This is a genomic window from Lysinibacillus sp. F12, assembly GCF_057773605.1.
The window spans coordinates 97,888-117,197 of record NZ_JBYMLP010000002.1; the positions used below are offsets into that span (position 1 = coordinate 97,888).

Here is a 19,310-nt window from a genome sequence, read left to right on the forward strand (position 1 = left end):
GCATTAATCTGCTATAGCTTGTACACTCTCGAAGGTCAGAGCAATAGCCATTAAACGTAGCAACTCTTAATAGAAAAGTGTATAATTTAGCTTATATTGGAAAATGCGAACGTAGTAGTAAATTGAAAATATGCAAAACGTATTGGGGACTATAAAATGAGAAGAAACATTATCAGTACAGTAGTAATTTTTTTATTAATTGTTCCTGTTAGTCTAACTGTGCAGGCAGCAAATCTATTTGAACTTTATAATGATATTACAGAAAATGACCTTCATAACAGTATCATTTTGTCGCCTGAAAGCTCAAAGGCATTTGTTAATGGTAATATGGTTTCTGCCATACAGCCAATTGTAATAGATGGAAGAACCTTAGTACCACTTCGCTTTATTTCTGAAGGATTTGGTGCAAGGGTAGATTTCAACCCTAAAAATAATACCATAACCATTAAAAATTCGGATAAAACTATAACCTTGAAAATAGGGAACAAGGCAGTAGATGTGAATGGCGATTCGATTCAAATGGACGTTTCTGCAGTCCTGCATCATAATACAACCTATATTCCTCTAAGATATATAGGGGAGGCATTTAATAAGAAAGTAGTCTATTTGAAGAATGAAAACCAGCAACCATATAGTTTGATTATTATCAGGGGTGTAAATGCTACGGAGCTTGAAAACCTTAGACTTGTTCGCATTTGTGAATGGCTATTTCAGGGGAAATCTATTGTCTATAGCGATCGTTTTATGGCTGTGATGCAAGAAAAAGGTCAATTATTCTATAGCAATTATTTTTCTGATTTTGAACCCTTTGTTTATGAGGAATTTATTGAGGATGAAAATATAGTTAAACTAGGAGATATTTGGATTAAAACGGATATGGGCAATTTTTATATGGACTACGCATACAGCACTACAAAAGAATTTATTTTATATTATGTGGATGGACAAGCCATTTCAAGAGTAGCCGTAGAAAAAGCACCGATTAAAGCTGTAAAACCTTATCAGAATCATGTATATTATCTAACAAGATATGAGCGGGGGATAGTAAATGCGCCTGAAACAAGTAATTTAAAATATGCAACACGAGCAAATAGACAATGGGTTTCTGATTATTTAGGCATGCCAGGTTTTTATTATGGTTTTGATACGATAGGTAATGCCTATAACTGGAAAATAAATGATAATGGCATCTATATTTTCGGTTATAATAGATTTGGCAATTTAAGCTCAGAAGATAGAAAAAAGACTTTTGGAAATTACAGGGTAGACTTAAAGGGGCACCATCATGAGGTCATCAACCCTTAAAGGTTGCGTTTTAAGCTGAATTGGCTGGTTTACGTTCTGTTTTGTATGGAACTTTAGCCAGTCAATTTTTATTTACTCTGTTCCCTATATCTGGAATGGGTACATGGTCGAATGGTTTATATATAGAGGGTTTAACTATTATTTGCGTTTCTTTTTAGTATAAAAAATAAACCAAATAAAATATAGGATTGGCATGAGTGACAAACCTAGTGAAACATATTTATGTTGCTCATTAGGTAAAATAATAATAGAAATAATCGCTAATATAATGGCAGGGAATACAGTGTAAAACCAGATTCGTACAGCTTTATTTTTAAAAGTAAGTTCAAATCGATCCATACAAGAGCACCTCATTTATTAATCCTAAAGACCATTGTTCGGATAATTGGGAATTATTTCCTAATAGAAAATATATCATAGTAAAATAAAAAATAGAAGTAAAATGGTAGGGGTGACGGATAAAACTAGCTCATTAAAGGTTATCGAAAAATATTTTTTGTCCTGTAACTTTATTTGAAGTTGATGCGTCTACTTAGTAGTGTATTTAACTATTTTTGAAAAAGAATAGTGAATTTACATCATTTACCAAAGGGTTTTTAGTTGCTTATCGACAAAAATATAGATTAAAATGATTCTGACTGTTTTTTTATCAGGTACAATGTATCCTGATCAACTACTTGTGCCCGCAAGCACATCCCCGTTTTGACTGCTTACTATAAGTGATGAAACAAACCTTGTCTGCAAATCGGAAAAATATCCCAATCCTTTATATGATGGAATACACGATAATTTCATAGAAAAATACTGTAGAAAATGATATGCCTTATGGTTGTAGGCAAAAAATCAATAGGACATTCAGCTCTTTCAAGTGGCAGAAATGATGATAAAATAAACATGTTATTGGAAATATTAACTATCGGAGGTTTATTATGGGTAAAGGCGTATTATGGACAGCCACTGCTATCCTAGTAGTTTTACTTGGGTTTGGAAGCTACTACTTTATTAAAGAAATAACGAACTCTATGGCATACAATAAATTAGTGGATGAGTATAAAAAGCCAGTACCCATCAACAATATAGAGTCTGAATATGATGTGATTGTCATTGGTGGTGAGCCTGAGGGTGTCGCTGCTGCTGTTGCTTCTGCTCGTAATGGAGCTAAAACCTTATTGGTAGAAAAACGTGAAGAATTGGGTGGATTATTTACATATGGGATGCTAAATTTTCTAGATATTCCACGTGATGGTCATAATAACTCCATCAGTGAAGGTATTTTTAAAGAATGGCATGAGCTAGTGAGAGGCAATGATGCTTTTGGTATCGTCGGAGCTAAAGCAGCGTTTAAAAAGCTGATTGATGAGGAACCCAATTTAACATTGTCGGTGCAAACGGAAGTAGTTAAAACGAATCTTCAACAACAACAACTAAATTCTGTTGAGCTAAAAAATGAATACGGTACATATGTCGTTAAAGGAAAATCATTCATAGATGCTACTCAGGATGCAGATTTTGCGACGATGTCTAAAGTTCCTTTCTTTGTTGGTGGAGAAGATATTGGAATAAAGGATAAGCGCATGGCTGTAACATTAATGCTTCACTTGAAAAATGTCGATTGGGATCAAGTAAAAAAAGCGGCTAAGTCAGATGTATTTGGCGGGGCTAACTTGAATCATACCGTAATGTGGGGCTTTACAAAGCTTCATGATGAATATAAACCTTTGCAAGAAGGTACAAGATTAAGAGGGTTAAATTTAGCCCGAGTGGATGATGAATATTTTATTAATGCATTACAAATTTTCGGAATTGATGGTTTAAATGAGAATTCGAAGCAGGCTGCCATAGCTGCAGGTAAAAAAGAAACATTGCATGTACTAAAATATTTACAGGAAAACTTCCCCGGATTTGAAAAAGCAGAAATTGTCAGCTTCCCGGAAGAGCTTTATGTACGAGAAACTAGACATATTTGGGCTGAATATCAATTACCAATGTCCGATATTTGGCAGAATCGTGATCATTGGGATAGTATTGGGATTGCCTCTTATCCAGTAGATGTGCAGGCTCAAACACCACATGATTATGGGTATGTTATTTCTGCGCCAAAGCAATATGCGATTCCATTCCGATCTCTAGTACCAAAGGATATCGATGGATTACTTGTTGTGGGACGCTCTGCAGGTTATTCATCTTTAGCAGCGGGAAGTGCCCGTATTGTCCCAACTGGTATGGTGACTGGTGAAGCGGCAGGGACAGCGGCAGCACTAGCTCTTCAACAAGATGTTACTTTTAGAGAAATGAGCAAGGATAAGAAATTAATTGCTACATTAAGAGAGCAGTTGGATAAACAAGGTGCCTATGTCGATTCATTTTCTGTGAACTATCCTTATCAGGGCAAATGGTATGATGAAGCCATTCAAACGTTAATTAACTATGGACTTGTTGTTGGCGGCTATGATAATGATTTAAAGGTCGACAGTAAAGCAACGAAAATTAAGTTTGCTAAAATGTTGAAAGAAAGTATGCTACGTGCCGGCGCAGAGAGTACAGCCGATAAAAAAGATAAGCTGGAGATTGTTATTAATAAGGTATATAGCACGGGTGATGAAGCTATTACGCGAGATGAGCTGGCACAATATTTGGCAGATGTGCTCATCGGTGAATCGACTGCAAATAGCTGGGAAAGTTTAATTGATAAAGAAATTGTTTCGGAAAAAGTAGCGAAGAAAGTGAAAGACAATAAGCAACTGAAGTTAAAAGAGATGTATGCCATCATGGCAGATGTCATTCATTATGTAGAAAAAGAACGTTCCTCTAAATGAGGAGCGTTTTTTTATGGTGGATCGTTTGGAATGCCGTCTGTAACTTGTGTAGACGAATGCAGAAGCAATCAGTGCTGCCTATGCAAAATTCTCTAAACGCTCTGAAGCAATGATTCATTCATACAAAAAGCATTGACGCCAAGCGAAGACTCCTGTAAAATATGTCAAAATCTTAGAAAAATTCGATGAAAAAGAGAGTAATTGATGGGACAACTGGAAAGCGAGTTAGGGATGGTGTGAGCCTAATACAGAAACCATGAATGAAGCGCACTTTGGAGAAGGTTCTCGAACTAAGAGTAGAGAATAGCGGGGCGTCACCTCGTTAACAATGGAAAGTGGTCATTATGAATGGCAACTAGAGTGGTACCACGGGATTACTATGCTCTCGTCTCTAATTATAGAGGCGAGGGCTTTTTTTATTGAAAAAAGAGGAGGATATACATGAATCAACAAATTGCAAAAAGTATTGCTGAAATTTTAAATCATCAGCTAACAGCTCAAGACGTGGAACAATTACTAGAAAAACCAAAAAGTTTAGAAAGGGGCGATATGGCATTTCCCTGCTTCACCTTGGCTAAAATATGGAAGAAGCCCCCTCAACAAATTGCAATAGACATCGCAAGCCAATTACAAAATGAGATAATCCATCAGGTGCAATCTGTCGGTGGCTATGTCAATATTTTTCTTCATCAAGTAAAAGTGACACAACAAGTGTTGGGTCTTATCATGCAGGAACAACAAAACTATGGTACGAATCAAGCAGAAAGGGGAAGTGTCGTCCTTGACTTTTCTTCGCCCAATATTGCTAAACCGTTCTCTATGGGACATTTACGTTCAACCGTCATTGGTAATGCCTTAGCCAATATTGCAGTGAAAAATGGTTATCAGGCTATTCGTATTAACCATCTAGGGGACTGGGGCACCCAATTTGGCAAGCTAATCGTTGCGTATCAAAATTGGGGTGATAAGGAAGCCATTACAGCATCCCCTATAGAGGAATTATTAAAGATTTATGTTAAATTTCATACTATGGCTGAACAAGATCCTATACTAAATGAAATGGCACGTGCTGCCTTTAAAGCATTAGAAGATGGTGATTCAGAGGCTTTAGCGTTGTGGCAATGGTTCCGTGATGTATCATTAGATGAATTTCAGACTATTTATCAGCTGCTAGGCATCAAATTTGATGAATTTACTGGAGAAGCCTTTTACAATGATAAGATGACAAAGGTTGTAACAGAGCTACAAAACAAAGGGTTACTTATGGAATCGGAAGGTGCATTTGTAGTGGAGATGGAGGAAATGCCTCCATGTTTAATAACAAAAACAGATGGAGCTACACTTTATGCAACACGAGATTTGGCTGCTGCCTTTTACCGACAGCAACAGTATCAACCCAACAAAATTTTCTATGTAGTGGGTAATGAACAAACTCTTCATTTTAAACAATTATTTCAGGTGATTGAAAAAATGGGATATGGCTGGGCAAAAGATTTGCAGCATGTACCATTTGGGATGATGCTTAAAGATGGTAAGAAAATGTCGACACGTAAAGGCAAGGTGGTATTATTAGCTGATGTTTTAGCCGAGGCGATTGCGACAGCTAAGCGTAATATAGAAGACAAAAACCCTCATTTACAGCAGAAAGAGCGAGTGGCTCAGCAAGTAGGAGTTGGAGCGGTAATCTTTAATGACCTAAAATATCATCGTCTAAACGATATAGAATTCTCCATCGAGCAAATGATGAATTTTGAAGGAGAAACGGGGCCATACGTACAGTATTCCTATGCACGTATTTGCTCCATCTTGGCAAAGGGAAATGTGCCTTCTCAATTGAAGTCATATGCTCCACTAGGACAACAGGCTTGGTCAATCATTTTATTATTGGAACAATTTCCGCAAGTGGTAGACGCCTCATTTAACCAGGCTGACCCATCGCTCATCGCGAAATATGCTTTACAGCTAGCGCGCTTATTCAATAAATATTATGCACACCAAAAAATATTAGCCGATGATGCCCAGCAAGCTTCACGTCTTGCGCTCTGTCATTGTGTAGGAATCGTCTTAAAAGAGTCACTAGCTTTACTGGGTATTGAGTCTCCAGAAAATATGTAGGGAACGGACCACTTACCCAATCATTGACCATTTATAGAATACATGGTAAAAGAATAAAAGAAAACTCTTCTATTGATTGGCAGCAGAGAGGATTAATCAAATGAATAAAAAACAATGGACCGTTTCACTTATCTTAGTGGTAATGAGTATATTTTTAGTCGCACTAAATATGAGACCGGCTGTAACAGCGATTGGACCACTCTTTAATGTCCTTATGATAAATTTACACGTATCCAATACAAGTATGAGCTTTCTGACATCTATTCCTGTTTTTTGCATGGGTTTATTTGCTCCTTTTGCTGTACCATTTCAGCGCAAGCTTGGCACAAAATTAGCAATCGTGCTATTAATGGCTATTCTTGTCTTCGCAAATGGGCTGCGCTTATTCCAAGAAAGCTATCTTTTATTAGTGGTTACAAGTTTTGCAGCTGGCTTGGCCATTGCGATGATTGGCCCTATATTAAATGCGTATAGTAAGAAAAAATTCCCTCAACGCTTTACGATTGTTATTGGAATTTACTCATTTGGTATAGGCGTTGGTGCGACATTAAGTGCAGCTTTGACTGTGAACTTTTATCACTATTTTGATAATCAATGGACAATAGCACTAGGGATTTGGGCCATACTTGCTATGGTCTCACTAATTATATGGAGCTGGGTAATCCCAAAAGAACAAGGGGCAGATGTTCAAAATTCGGCCAACAACGAGCCGGTACGTAATCCTTGGGTAACAGGTCGTGCTTGGCTGATCGCATTGTATTTTGGCTTACAAACCTCATTGTTTTTCTCAATGATGTCGTGGCTTACACCTCTTTTACAGGACAAAGGCTTGACGCTTGAGGTAGCGAGTATAATGCTGACATTTATGTCGATTATACAAATGATGGGTAATATTGCTGTGCCCATGCTTATGGAGAAATGGACAAATCGATTAGCATGGGTATTGGCGTTAGGCTGTTTTGGGCTGATAGGTTTTACATTATTATGGCTTATGTCAGGGATCTATTTGTGGTTGGCCGTATTTATTATCGGCATTGTTTTAAGTGGGCTATTTCCGATTGGTTTATTGTTACCGCTTGATGAGGCTAGAAATGATCAAGAAGCCAACAGCTGGTCATCCATGGTATTTTCAGGTGGCTTTATGTTAAGTGCCATCATCCCAGTTTTGATTGGCGTTTGCTATGACATGACAGGCAACCATACATGGACGTACGCCATCTTTCTAGCATTGATGCTTGGAATAATTGCCACGACAGGGCTACTACGAAAAAATTAATTCGAGAAGACATGCCATTCAAAATGCATGTCTTTTTTTCTGTCAAAAATATTTTGAAGGCCTAAAATCCATCCATTTTCATAGCAAATCGGAGAATCCATTAATTTTAATAGGTAGAATGAAATAGAACTGAAGGGAATAATGTATTTTACTACTATTTTAATTACAATAATTATATTATGTAAACTTGAAACATCCTAAGTCCTTGATTATGATAGACAAGAGAGATAGTTGAAAAGAAAGTTTTGGTGAAGGTATGTATAAAAAGATGCTCGTATTAGGAGCGGCGGCCATGCTGTTGACAGGTTGTGACAGTCAAATTGGTGCAGGTTGGTTTCAAGCAGAAAAAGCAGAGGTGCCAACAAAAACAGTGGCCAAGCAAGAAGAAAAGATAGTGCCTGAGGTTGAGGTGATAGGTGAGCATGGAGTTGGTGCAGGCATTATTATTCAGCAAAAGGAGGATGAGCTTTATATTTTAACTAATGGCGCACTGGTAGCCTCAAAGCCAACCGCCCTTGTGAAATTTGGTCAGGATAAGCTAGTGGCAGCGAATGTTCATTTCATGTCAACGGCACATAATGTTGCACTTTTGCAAGTGACCTATAAAGCGAATGTGCAAGTTCCAAAAATGTATGAAGGGGAGCTCAATCAGCTGTCAGTTTACGTGAATGGCTTACCTTATACGATTCAAAAATATCAAGATAAAATAGCTGCCTATTATATTGATACACAAGAAAAGCTACCATTAGGGAGCCCGGTGATGGAGGCGGAAAACGGAGCAATTGTGGGGCTTTATTTTAACCGCCAGCAGCAAGGAGAAGCACAACCATACATATTGCCGATAAAGGAAATTCAACCATTTATGCAAAAATGGTTAAAGGATGGCATGAAGGCGAGTATACGCCTATCCCAATCAAAAAATTTATATCCTTATATAGAGCAGGGGGATCAAGAAACCGTTCAGCAAGCCCTCGAGCAATACGGTGAAAATATTTTTGCGTATAATAAAGATGAAATCATTCTTTTTTTAGATACATTCCATAAGCATTTAAAAGGAGCTGTAACTATTCAAGATGCAAGTGTCATGGAGCCGATAGTAGGGTCAGAAGAATTGGAAGACACTCTGGGCGGCATGGTTGCTTACTATGCCTCTAAGCAAGCGAAGATTCATTTCTCGAACACAGACATTCAAGATATTCGTATAGTGAATCAGCATCTTCAGGTACGAGCTAAAACGGAGTATGTATTGACCAATGCAGCAGGGCAGGAAGCTCTTGCCCATTCCATTATGCTTTACGAAATTATGAAAAATGAACAGGGCGAATACAAGTTACTTCGTCTTACTACTGAGGAGTGAACTTTGCATGGAGCAAGCAAGACAAATGCTACAGCATCATTTTGGCTATGAAGCCTTCAGGCAAGGACAAGCCCAAATTATTGAACAAACATTACATGGACAATCAAGCCTGTGTGTGATGCCAACAGGTGGTGGGAAATCCATTTGCTATCAGATTCCTGCGTTAATACTTGAGGGGCTGACAATTGTCATATCGCCCCTTATTTCTTTAATGCAAGATCAGGTGGAAGCTTTACGAGCAGCTAATATTCCTGCTGCCTATATAAATAGTACATTAACAGCACAAGAAGTGAATGAAACGATGCAGCTAGCTAGTGCTGGTTATTTAAAACTACTTTATATCGCACCTGAACGACTGGAAAGTGCTTCCTTCCTTCAAGCATTGTCCTATTTATCTGTCCCATTAATTGCGGTAGACGAAGCTCACTGTATTTCACAATGGGGTCATGATTTTAGACCAAGTTATCGCTCCATTCAAAAGCTTTTTACACTGTGGCCGCAGAAGCCAGCTGTATTAGCTCTTACCGCCACTGCGACACCTGCTGTTTGTGAGGATATTCGGCATTTATTAAACATTGACGAAAATGCAACAGTGATGACAGGCTTTACGCGTGATAACTTGGCACTTTCGGTGCTAATTGGAGAAAATAAAGAACGTTATATTAAAAATTACTTACAGAAAAATAAACAGGAAGTCGGTATTATCTACGCCGCCACACGAAAGGCGGTAGACGCGATTTATGACATGCTTAGTCGTACTGGAGAAGCAGTAGCCAAATATCATGCGGGGCTATCAGAGGAACTACGTATGGCAGAGCAGGAGCGATTTTTAAAAGATGAGGCGCGTATTATGGTGGCTACCAACGCCTTTGGCATGGGAATCGATAAAAGCAATGTGCGCTTTGTCCTGCACTATCAAATGCCTCGGAATATGGAGAGCTATTACCAAGAAGCAGGGAGAGCTGGTCGAGATGGTCTTCCAAGTGCTTGTATATTATTGTATGCCTCCGGTGATGTTCAAACTCAGCGTTTTCTTATTGAGCAATCGCAAGACGAGGCACGAATACCACAGGAATTAGCGAAGCTCCAAACAATGGTCGACTATTGCCATACAGAGGGCTGTCTTCAAAATGCTATTTTAGCGTATTTTGGTGAAGTACAAGAGGAGCCTTGTGGTCGCTGTAGTAATTGTAATGATGGTCGTACCGTGATGAATGTGACAGAGGATGCACAAAAGGTACTGGCTTGTGTTGTACGGATGGGCCAAAAATTCGGCAAGACGATGGTAGCACAAGTACTCATCGGCTCCAAAAATCAAAAAATGACGGAATTTGGGTTTGCTCGTTTATCCACCTATGGTATTTTGAAGGGACATTATTCGTCTAAAGATGTCTCGAACTTTATTGAGTTTCTAATTGCAGAGGGTTTATTGGCTGTTAAACACGGCACATATCCAACTATTTATGTGTCAGCCGAGGGCAAAGAAGTACTACTTGGCCAACGACAGGTCATGCGGAAAGAAGCTGTAACGGTTAAAAAACTGGTAGATAATGATCCATTATTTGAACATTTACGTGTGTTGCGAAAAGAAATTGCAGATGAAGAGAAAGTACCGCCATTTGTAGTATTCTCGGATAAAACATTGCGTGAATTATGTGACAAGAAGCCAGCAGAATTGGACGATTTACGCCACATAAGCGGCATTGGTGAAGTGAAATTTGATAAATACGGCAAACGTTTCTTTGAGGCGTTACAATCGTTTTTAGAAACACCCATCTAGGACAATTTTCGATCAAGCACGTGCTTTTACAAAAAAGAGAGGTGTCTCAATGAAATGGTTGAGGCACCTCTAATTGTTTATTGATCCCAATGCTTAGTTATAAATTCATCACGGCCGGAAATAGCACGGTCTTGCTGATAGTGATTAGCTTCTTTTTTATAGTAATCTTGGTGATAGTCTTCCGCAGGATAGAAGCGTTCAGCATCCCGAATTTTGGTTACAATAGGTTTATCGAAGCGTCCACTAGTGGCAAGCTTTTCTTTCGAGGCCTCGGCGATTTTCTTTTGTTCATCCGTGTAAGTAAAGATGGCCGTTGAATAGGACTCTCCACGATCATGAAACTGTCCGAAAGCATCAGTGGGATCAATTTGCATCCAATAAATGTCTAACAGTTGTTCATAGCTAAAAATGGCTGGATCGAATTCAATTTCGACGACCTCTAGATGGCCAGAAGTCCCTTTCTTAACATCCTCGTATGTTGGGTTTTCTAAATGACCGCCCATATAACCAGATGTTACTTTATGTATACCATCCCACTCGACGAATGGCTTAACCATGCACCAAAAACAACCGCCAGCAAAAGTAGCTTTTTCTATCATGTACATCATCCTTTCTTTTGTGAAAATATTATAGCATTGTTTGGCGAAAAAACTGAGCATTTGGGTGTAAAATAACAATAAGATAGTTGAAGTTGGGACTTCCTCTATCAACAAATGAAACTTTCCGGCTAATCAATCGTTACATTAACTATAAAAAAATAGAGGAGTTAGTCATTATGGAAGAGCAAGATTATACAAGACGCTCACAACGTCCTAAAAACCGAAAGCTTCGTAAAGGGAGAGCAATTTTCACATTATTATTACTGTGTATCATAGTAGTGGCAGGCTACTCGATTATGCAGTACCGCAGTGGACTAAAGCTTGCCAATCAAACACAAGTCGAGCAGGAGGATTTCTCTGGCGATACGTTAAAAGGCGATATTGAAAATTACTTAATTCTCGGTGTCGATACACGTGGCGAGGAAAAATCTCGAACAGATACGATGATGGTATTATCTTGGAATAAATCAAACAACGATATTAAACTGGTATCCTTTATGCGGGATATTTATGCGGATATCCCTGGCTATCAATCCTATAAGCTTAATACAGCGTACTACTTAGATGGGGTACAGCTACTTAAGGATACACTAACAAATATGTTCGGCTTACCGATTCACCATTATGCCCTTATTGATTTTAAAAACTTTGAATCGTTGGTGGATATTTTAGCACCTAATGGTGTTGAGATGGATGTTGAGAAGGATATGTCCGAAAATATTGGGGTAGAGTTGAAGCAAGGTGTACATCATTTAAATGGACAGGAGTTACTAGGCTATGCACGCTTCCGTCATGATGCAGAAGGTGATTTCGGTCGTGTTGCTCGTCAGCAAAAGGTCATAGAGGCCTTAAAAAATGAGCTTTTGACACCTGCGAATGTATTGCATTTACCAAAATTCGTAGGGGCAGCACAAGGCTATATTACAACCGATTATTCTTCTGCTGAAGAAATGCAACAAGTGCTAAAATTACTATCAAAGGGCAAGGTGAACATTGAAAAAGCAACGATTCCAATCGAAGGAAGCTACCAATTCCAAAACTTTAGCCATGCCGGCGATTCGATCGTGATTGATGTGGAACAAAACAAAGCCTTTTTAAGCGATTTTTTAGGCATTTCACTGGAGTGATGTTTAGCAAAATCCAGCATTATCCTGTAATATAAAGGTAGAGTTTTTTGATTGGGGTGGATATATGGAAAAAGAAAGACCAAAAGAACGTTCAAACCTGTTAGCAACCAAGTTTATTCGTTTCTTAGGTGGTAGAAACCTATTATTTACGCTGGTTATTTTATTATTAGTTGCATGTGTTATTTTTATGTTTAATCAAGTTTCCTTTATCTTTACCCCGCTTCAAGTGTTATTTGAAGTCGTCATTTTACCAGGGGTATTAGCTGTCATTGGGTACTATTTATTACGTCCATTATTGGCGATATTGGTTAGATGGCGTATTCCAAGAATTTGGGGTATTTTAATACTCTACATCGCGGTAGTTGGGGTCATAACACTGCTCGTTGTGTTGGTTTATCCGTTTTTACGTGACCAATTTACGAACTTAGTGCAGGAATTCCCAGAGTATTTTATGAAGTTTACGGAAAAATTTGTTGCATTCTTTAATCATTCACGTTTTAACGATTATTTAGATAAAATTAACTTTGACTACAATGAAGTGGTTAAAAACTTTACTACTGATATGGTAAAAACTGTGAAAGATACGGCTACAAATATAGCACAGGGTGTAGCATCCGGTATTACGGGTTTCCTATCAACGTTAACAGGCATCGTCCTATCGCTTGTAACCGTACCATTTATCTTGTTTTATTTACTAAAAGAAGGCGAAAAATTACCGAAATTTATGCTGAAAGTATGCCCACCGCGTATGCGTAAAGAAGTGACTGAAATTTTCCATGATATGGACAAGCAAATAAGTTCTTACATACAAGGGCAAATTTTAGTATCTATGTGTATTGGTGCAATGGTCACAATTGGCTTCTTAATAATTGGTATGAAATATGCTTTATTGCTCGGCTTCCTTGCGATGATTACAAGTGTAGTGCCTTATTTAGGTCCTGTTATTGCCATCACACCAGCCGTTATTATCGCTCTTGTCACATCACCATTGATGTTGATTAAGCTAGCGATTGTATGGACGATTGTTCAGTTAATTGAGGGAAAATTTATTTCTCCACAAATTATGGGGAAATCGCTCAGTATTCACCCAATTACAATTATCTTTGTATTATTAACGGCAGGCTCGCTATTTGGTGTCCCTGGGGTCATTTTGGGGATTCCAGGTTATGCAATCTTTAAAGTGCTTGTGACTCATCTATTCAAGCTATTTAAACAGCGCTATAACCGTTATGAGGATGACGTTCACCAAAAATATGATGTATAAGAGGATACAGCTACTTCGCTTGACAGTAGCTGTGTTTTTAATAGGAAAAAAAGAACGGGGGAAAATAGCATGACCTACATACCTATTAATTTTCAAGAAAAATTTGCAAAATTCCAAGAGCACTGGTCTCCAAAGGTAATTGCTGAGATGAATGAATATCAATTCAAACTGGTTAAAGTAATCGGAGATTTTGTTTGGCATAAACATGATGATACAGATGAAGTGTTTATGGTGATTGAAGGGGAGCTTGTCATTGAATTTCGTGATGGAGAAGTAAGATTAAAGGAGGGTGAAATGTTTGTCGTACCACGCCAAGTTGAACATAAACCTTACGCTGCAGCCGAGTGTAAAATTTTGCTCGTAGAGCCTGCTGGGGTAGTAAATACGGGTGAGGAAAAAACTGCGCTTACTGCTGAAAATGATGTTTGGATTTAATGAATAAAACCCTTCTAGCATGTTGTTAGAAGGGTTTTCTATGTTAGTTTTCTTGTAGTAATTGTACTTGCGCTAAACGATCGACAGCTTCCTGAAGGATTTTCGCTGGTTGCACAAGTGCTAAGCGCAGATAACCTTGTCCTGCCGTTCCAAATACAGTACCTGGAACCGTAACAATGCCAACCTGCTCAATCAATTTAAAAGCGAGTTCGGTGCAATCCATATCATATGGATACTTTGCCCAAACAAACATCCCACCGTTAGAAGGTGCTGCGTCCCAACCTAGTGCCTGTAAGCCATTCATCAATGTTTGATGACGCTCAGAAAAGGTTGCACGTAGGCTTGCTGTAATTTCTTCAGCGTGATCGAGGGCAACGACAGCTGCATCTTGAATAGGCTCAAAAATACCGAAATCTAAATTCGATTTTAATTGCTTTAAAATCGCAATCATTTCAGCATTTCCTGCGATATAGGCAATCCGTGTTCCTGCCAAACTAAAGCTTTTGGAAAGGGAGTTAATTTCCATCCCTACTTCTTTTGCACCTGGTGTAGCAAGGAAGCTAATCGGTCCATCGCCCGTAAAATAAAACTCAGAATAGGCTGCATCATGCAGGACGATGATGTTATATTTTTTAGCAAAGGCAATCACTTTTTCAAAATATGCTAAGGATGGCATCGCTGGTACTGGATTTCCTGGTAAGTTTAAAATTAATAGCTTTGCTTTATGGGCAATATCTTCTGGTACAGCGTCTAAGTCTGGAAGGTAGTTGTTGTCAGCTGTTTGAGGCATGTAATAGGGTGTTGCACCAGCTAAGTGAATGCCTGCGTCATACGCAACGTATGCTGGGTTTGTCGATAGCACGATGTCTCCAGGATCACAAAAGGCCATTGGAAGATGCACTAAGCCTTCTTGAGAGCCAATTGTTTGAATGATTTCAGTAGTAGGATCTAAATCAACGCTGCTACGGCGCTTATAGTAGCGGCTGACAGCCTCATAAAAACGCTGTGTGCCTGTAAGTGTATAGCCATACGATTCAGCTAAACCTGCTCGATAAGATAGATGTTCGCGAATTTTGGCATGTGGAGGAAGATCGGGGCTTCCTAAGCTTAAGTCAATCAGAGTCATGCCCTTTGCCTGCTGCTCTCTCGCAAAATTTTTCAAATCTCCGAAAATTGCTGGTGTAAATAATGACATTTTTTTAGATGGTACGATTTTCAAGACTAGTACACTCCTTGTAGTTGTATAACAGAATAGTAGTTCACATTTTATCATACTAAAGCGAAGAAAGGGACAGATATTCTGAAAAAAGAAAATATTTATATAATGTAGAGGATGTGCGCATAGGCTAGCGAAAATGGATTGCCTAATGTTGGGGAAACCTACTGTAAATTCCGTAAATGTAGAAGTTGTATTATACTTACTATATAGTTTTTCAGTGGGAATCATGGAGTAAACCGATTCATCAAACATCTCTATCAAAGCATGAGGAACAGCTATAAAGATTAATTAGCATAAGAGGGGGGAGGACTTTGAAGGTATATTCGTTAAGTGGACCAAGCGGCACAGGAAAAAGCACTAGCGCTCTATCTTTTGCCCATAAAATTGGCGTACAGGCGATTATCGATGATGGATTACTCATTGTCAATGGCGTGAGAGTCGCAGGAGTTTCTGCTAAATTTGAAAAAAATACAATTACCGCTGTAAGGCGTGCCATTTTTACCGACCAGGAGCACCGTGAGGCAGTCAAGAAGGCGCTAGCAAGCCATCGAGTGGAATCTATTTTACTAATTGGGACGTCAACGAAAATGACGAATAGTATTGCGAAGCAGCTGGAGCTAGGCGCTATCGAGCATTATTATGATGTGGAAGATATTCGTTCCTTTAAGGACATTCAAAAAGCTCGTTTTATTCGACAAACACAAGGGAAGCATGTTATGCCGATCCCTTACCGACAAGTTGAGCAAAATTTCTTTAAGCGACTGGTGCTAAAGGGAATGGAGATTTTTTCAACAAAACGTGAAAAGATTGGGGAAACAACCATTGTTCGTCCTGATTTTCAACGGGAGTATATTGAGATTAGTAATCATGTTTACGTCCAGCTACTTACGTATTGCTGTCAACAACAGGATTTTGTGCAAAAGGTGGAGCAAGTCCAATTTGTACTTGGTGAACAGGTCCAAGCTATTTTGTCCCTACAGGTAAGGCTACCGATTGATTATCCGTTAGCAGCACGTTTATATAACTTACAACAGGCGGTGCAGACGGAATTTTATCAGCATTTTGGCTATGAATTGGATGCTATCCACGTTCATGCCAAGTCAGGTATCCAAAAGAAAAAATCATAAAAAACTCTTACTCCTGTCACTTTAGGAGTTATTTTGCACTTTTTTCAATCGTATAAGGAAATATAAAAAAGCCCAATTTCTTAGCATAAAAATTGAGAAATTGGGCTTTTATCGTTGCTCGGGTTTAATATTTATTTGATTCCAATTACTAAACTGCCTCGTGCGGCTTCAACAAGTTATTGTTTGTTGTATGTAAAACTTTATATGTTGCTCTCAAAATATTGCTGATACCTGTTGAAATAAACTTTCTTTAATCAGCTTGATTTTTACGATGAACCTCAGTAAGATCTTTTAAATAATATAATGAATAGTCATCTCTAATATCCACTTCAAAAAAGTAATGATTTTTAGTTTCTATATCTTTAACTTCTATTTCAAACAAACCCATTCCTCTCATGTAATCGATTTCTTCAGGTTTTAAATTTTCTCTAGCAATGCCATAGTTAGTTTCCATATAGTTTTCCACATAGTTGTATACGATAGCGTTTCGAGATTTAGAATTAAAATAATTGTAATTAACAAAAATAACTACTATACAAAATAAAAGATTAAAGATAATTATTTTTTTCATTTACCTCTCCTTCCACCATATCAAGTATCAAGACTATATTTATTAATGATTTCCATTTTTTAAACTAGTAAAATGCGATTTTAGTGTCATTACCTAGCAATTTCAATATAATTGCAGAGTTAACGTTATATTTATATCACGTATAGTACTATTAGGAGCTAACGTTTGACCTCTAACATTGTACCTGTGGAAGCGTAGGTATTTCCAAGTCCAGGTGCAGGTACTCCTGTCGCCAGTGGGCGAGAAGAGTACCTATTTTTATTTGGGCTGACGCGTAAACTGTGGCTGGCGTTTTTCAACGAATGCTCGACAACCTTCTGCAAAATCATTGCCGACAAATGGCGTGGAGCCTTTCCATAAGGCTGGAACACTATCGAGGCATTCTTGGACAGACTGCTTTACTGCCAGTAAGGATTCAGGAGACATTCCCGCCACAAGCTTACCCATGCGGATCATGTATTTATTCAAATCCTTCTCTGCTACAAGATAATTGAGCATCCCAAGCTTATAGGCTTCCTCTGCTTTAAACATTCTTCCTGTAAACACTAAATCCTTTGTTGTGGCTGGGCCAACAAGCTGTACTAAACGCTGTGCAAATTTATTATTTAATGTAATCCCTAATTTACCAACAGGAATGCCCAGTTTGGCTTTGTCAGAGCCAATACGAATATCACAGGCTAATGCTAATTCCAAGCCAGCCCCCATTGCAGGCCCATTAATCACACCAATCGTAGGGATAGGCAAGCGCTCAATAGTGGAAATGGTCTTTTCCATATGTATAAACGCCTCTTCAGCCTTGTCGAGAGAAATGGCATTAAATTCTTTAATGTCAGAGCCAGCAGTGAAATTTTGTCCTGAGCCTCGTAAAATAAGGACTTTATTTTTGGGATTATCTAATACTTGCAGGGCAATTTTTGCTAATTGATCCCACATATTTGCGGTTAATGCATTCTTCGCCTGTGGTCGATGGATCGTAATAATTGCTAGCCCAGCAGTTTCTTGATAAATAATTTTTGCGTCTTCTGCTTCCAGTCGAGTCGTCTTTACTTGCATTTTAGAGAGCCCCCTACATATTTGTCTATACCATTATTATATAACACCATGAACGATAAACACGAAATTATACGAATTTTCATATAAAATTGCGTTGTTATACAAAAATAGATGGAATAAATAGCAATTGTCTTACAACAGGGGAATGGAATTTACTATTGTAAGAAAGCAAAAGATGTGAGAAACTAATAGTCGAACATTTGTTTCTTTACGATGCAAGAAGCACTTGAATGATGGGAGCATGTATGAATCTAAAATACAGATTATCCGACACTATATATTATTTAGAAAATAAAAACATACGCTCCACATATATAGTAAAATAAAACTAACTAACGCACAGCACACAAGGAGGGAGCCTATGGTCACACTCAAGGAAGCGTGGAACAGCTATATTTTGCTATTACAGTCATTAAAAAAAAGTGCAGCAACGATGAAGCAATACAATATGGACGGGCAGCATTTTTTATCATTTGCCCATGAAAAAAATTACTTGTATGTAGATCACCACTTTCAAGAGTTATTACAAATCTATGGTCACTATTTAAAGGAAACCTATCACAATATCAATACGTTTAATCATAAAATAGCAACTATGCGGGGCTTTGTAGACTTTATTTTCCTACGAGAATGGATAGAGCCCTTTGATTATCAACATATTTTACAGCCGAGGAAAAGGCAAAAAGAGGCACTACAAGTACTTACAAATAAGCAAATCGGGCAAATGGCTAATGTTTGGCCTATTTATTTTCAATATGCAAAAACAGCAGAGCATGCATGGCTGGCGAGACGCAATGGTTGTATTGTGCAGGTTTTGATGGAGACAGGGTGTAAGCCAGCTGAGCTTGTACGAATGAAGTGGTCGCATTTCCAAAAGGAAAAATCAACTCTTTATATTGCGAATCGAAATGGACGCCGCGAGGTAAAGTGTTCGCCCATACTTATGGACATGCTAGCGCATTATCAGGAAGAAACAGAAACCATGCATGACAAGGAAATGGGGGAATGGGTGTGGGTGAGCGAGGCAAGCCTGACAAAGCCGATTACAACGAAGACAGTGGAACGTATTTTTCAAACGATGTCCAAGGATATTGGGAAAAACGTCAGAGCCACCGATTTGCGTTATACTGTTATGCAAAGGGCGTTTCAACAAGAGAAAACATTGGAACATATTCAGCAAGAAATGGGCTATGTTCGCAAATGGGTACTAACAGAAAGACAACAGCGCTTTGAATAAAAAACGTGCAGGAATTGCGTGTTCTCGCC

The 19,310-nt window shown here is 38.4% G+C and carries 16 protein-coding genes and 1 other annotated feature; of the genes, 11 read left to right on the forward strand and 5 right to left on the reverse strand.

Annotated features, from left to right (window positions below; all coding sequences use genetic code 11):
* The first annotated feature begins 156 nt into the window (after positions 1-156).
* A complete protein-coding gene (locus AC3CH7_RS07560) occupies positions 157-1,305 on the forward strand; it encodes a copper amine oxidase N-terminal domain-containing protein (RefSeq protein ID WP_488381651.1) in 1,149 nt (382 codons plus the stop codon).
* 138 nt (positions 1,306-1,443) lie between these two features.
* On the opposite strand, the gene AC3CH7_RS07565 is transcribed toward AC3CH7_RS07560, so the two are convergent.
* Complete coding sequence (locus AC3CH7_RS07565; RefSeq protein ID WP_031415863.1) at positions 1,444-1,644, reverse strand: hypothetical protein; 201 nt, start codon at positions 1,642-1,644, stop codon at positions 1,444-1,446.
* Between the two features lie 590 nt (positions 1,645-2,234).
* Here AC3CH7_RS07565 and AC3CH7_RS07570 point away from each other — a divergent pair.
* From AC3CH7_RS07570 to recQ, 5 genes are all read left to right on the forward strand, one after another.
* Positions 2,235-4,121, forward strand: a complete 1,887-nt coding sequence (locus AC3CH7_RS07570; RefSeq protein WP_031415865.1) for an FAD-dependent oxidoreductase — start codon at positions 2,235-2,237, stop codon at positions 4,119-4,121.
* Between the two features lie 176 nt (positions 4,122-4,297).
* Positions 4,298-4,517 (forward strand) — a binding site (T-box leader).
* Positions 4,518-4,562: 45 nt separating this feature from the next.
* A complete protein-coding gene (gene argS / locus AC3CH7_RS07575; RefSeq protein WP_031415866.1) occupies positions 4,563-6,236 on the forward strand; it encodes an arginine--tRNA ligase in 1,674 nt (557 codons plus the stop codon).
* A gap of 100 nt (positions 6,237-6,336) precedes the next feature.
* Entirely contained in the window at positions 6,337-7,512 is a 1,176-nt protein-coding gene (locus AC3CH7_RS07580) for an MFS transporter (protein ID WP_488381652.1), read from the forward strand.
* A 256-nt stretch (positions 7,513-7,768) separates the two neighbouring features.
* The gene (locus tag AC3CH7_RS07585; RefSeq protein WP_488381653.1) at positions 7,769-8,869 is read left to right on the forward strand and encodes a hypothetical protein; all 1,101 of its coding nucleotides are present in this window, start codon (positions 7,769-7,771) and stop codon (positions 8,867-8,869) included.
* Between the two features lie 7 nt (positions 8,870-8,876).
* Positions 8,877-10,649 (forward strand): DNA helicase RecQ, encoded by a 1,773-nt coding sequence (gene recQ / locus AC3CH7_RS07590; protein WP_031415869.1) that lies wholly within the window; start codon positions 8,877-8,879, stop codon positions 10,647-10,649.
* A gap of 77 nt (positions 10,650-10,726) precedes the next feature.
* Here recQ and msrA read toward each other — a convergent pair whose 3' ends face one another.
* A complete protein-coding gene (gene msrA / locus AC3CH7_RS07595) occupies positions 10,727-11,248 on the reverse strand; it encodes a peptide-methionine (S)-S-oxide reductase MsrA (protein ID WP_012294459.1) in 522 nt (173 codons plus the stop codon).
* A 176-nt stretch (positions 11,249-11,424) separates the two neighbouring features.
* On the opposite strand from msrA, the gene AC3CH7_RS07600 reads away from it, so the two are divergent.
* The 3 genes from AC3CH7_RS07600 (at position 11,425) to AC3CH7_RS07610 (ending at position 14,074) form a co-directional block, all read left to right on the forward strand.
* Positions 11,425-12,375 (forward strand): LCP family protein, encoded by a 951-nt coding sequence (locus AC3CH7_RS07600; RefSeq protein WP_012294460.1) that lies wholly within the window; start codon positions 11,425-11,427, stop codon positions 12,373-12,375.
* Between the two features lie 64 nt (positions 12,376-12,439).
* Positions 12,440-13,639 carry an AI-2E family transporter gene (locus AC3CH7_RS07605; protein ID WP_012294461.1) on the forward strand — a complete coding sequence of 400 codons (1,200 nt, stop codon included), beginning with the start codon at positions 12,440-12,442 and terminating at the stop codon, positions 13,637-13,639.
* Positions 13,640-13,708: 69 nt separating this feature from the next.
* The gene (locus tag AC3CH7_RS07610; RefSeq protein WP_031415875.1) at positions 13,709-14,074 is read left to right on the forward strand and encodes a cupin domain-containing protein; all 366 of its coding nucleotides are present in this window, start codon (positions 13,709-13,711) and stop codon (positions 14,072-14,074) included.
* A gap of 43 nt (positions 14,075-14,117) precedes the next feature.
* On the opposite strand, the gene AC3CH7_RS07615 is transcribed toward AC3CH7_RS07610, so the two are convergent.
* Entirely contained in the window at positions 14,118-15,293 is a 1,176-nt protein-coding gene (locus tag AC3CH7_RS07615) for an aminotransferase class I/II-fold pyridoxal phosphate-dependent enzyme (protein WP_012294462.1), read from the reverse strand.
* A gap of 311 nt (positions 15,294-15,604) precedes the next feature.
* Here AC3CH7_RS07615 and AC3CH7_RS07620 point away from each other — a divergent pair, with 311 nt between their 5' ends.
* Positions 15,605-16,420: an ATP-binding protein gene (locus AC3CH7_RS07620; RefSeq protein WP_012294463.1), complete on the forward strand. Its 816-nt coding sequence runs from the start codon at positions 15,605-15,607 to the stop codon at positions 16,418-16,420.
* A 250-nt stretch (positions 16,421-16,670) separates the two neighbouring features.
* On the opposite strand, the gene AC3CH7_RS07625 is transcribed toward AC3CH7_RS07620, so the two are convergent.
* Together AC3CH7_RS07625 and AC3CH7_RS07630 are read right to left on the reverse strand one after the other, a co-directional pair.
* Positions 16,671-16,991 (reverse strand): hypothetical protein, encoded by a 321-nt coding sequence (locus tag AC3CH7_RS07625; protein ID WP_031415877.1) that lies wholly within the window; start codon positions 16,989-16,991, stop codon positions 16,671-16,673.
* A gap of 258 nt (positions 16,992-17,249) precedes the next feature.
* Positions 17,250-18,044: an enoyl-CoA hydratase/isomerase family protein gene (locus AC3CH7_RS07630; protein WP_012294465.1), complete on the reverse strand. Its 795-nt coding sequence runs from the start codon at positions 18,042-18,044 to the stop codon at positions 17,250-17,252.
* Positions 18,045-18,405: 361 nt separating this feature from the next.
* Here AC3CH7_RS07630 and AC3CH7_RS07635 point away from each other — a divergent pair, with 361 nt between their 5' ends.
* Entirely contained in the window at positions 18,406-19,281 is an 876-nt protein-coding gene (locus AC3CH7_RS07635) for a tyrosine-type recombinase/integrase (RefSeq protein WP_099805136.1), read from the forward strand.
* Positions 19,282-19,310: the final 29 nt, after the last annotated feature.

Coding starts and splice junctions, on each gene's coding strand:
- AC3CH7_RS07560 (WP_488381651.1), top strand. CDS start 157: ATGAGAAGAAACATTATCAGTACAGTAGTAATTTTTTTATTAATTGTT.
- AC3CH7_RS07565 (WP_031415863.1), bottom strand. CDS start 1,644: ATGGATCGATTTGAACTTACTTTTAAAAATAAAGCTGTACGAATCTGG.
- AC3CH7_RS07570 (WP_031415865.1), top strand. CDS start 2,235: ATGGGTAAAGGCGTATTATGGACAGCCACTGCTATCCTAGTAGTTTTA.
- argS (WP_031415866.1), top strand. CDS start 4,563: ATGAATCAACAAATTGCAAAAAGTATTGCTGAAATTTTAAATCATCAG.
- AC3CH7_RS07580 (WP_488381652.1), top strand. CDS start 6,337: ATGAATAAAAAACAATGGACCGTTTCACTTATCTTAGTGGTAATGAGT.
- AC3CH7_RS07585 (WP_488381653.1), top strand. CDS start 7,769: ATGTATAAAAAGATGCTCGTATTAGGAGCGGCGGCCATGCTGTTGACA.
- recQ (WP_031415869.1), top strand. CDS start 8,877: ATGGAGCAAGCAAGACAAATGCTACAGCATCATTTTGGCTATGAAGCC.
- msrA (WP_012294459.1), bottom strand. CDS start 11,248: ATGATAGAAAAAGCTACTTTTGCTGGCGGTTGTTTTTGGTGCATGGTT.
- AC3CH7_RS07600 (WP_012294460.1), top strand. CDS start 11,425: ATGGAAGAGCAAGATTATACAAGACGCTCACAACGTCCTAAAAACCGA.
- AC3CH7_RS07605 (WP_012294461.1), top strand. CDS start 12,440: ATGGAAAAAGAAAGACCAAAAGAACGTTCAAACCTGTTAGCAACCAAG.
- AC3CH7_RS07610 (WP_031415875.1), top strand. CDS start 13,709: ATGACCTACATACCTATTAATTTTCAAGAAAAATTTGCAAAATTCCAA.
- AC3CH7_RS07625 (WP_031415877.1), bottom strand. CDS start 16,991: ATGAAAAAAATAATTATCTTTAATCTTTTATTTTGTATAGTAGTTATT.
- AC3CH7_RS07630 (WP_012294465.1), bottom strand. CDS start 18,044: ATGCAAGTAAAGACGACTCGACTGGAAGCAGAAGACGCAAAAATTATT.
- AC3CH7_RS07635 (WP_099805136.1), top strand. CDS start 18,406: ATGGTCACACTCAAGGAAGCGTGGAACAGCTATATTTTGCTATTACAG.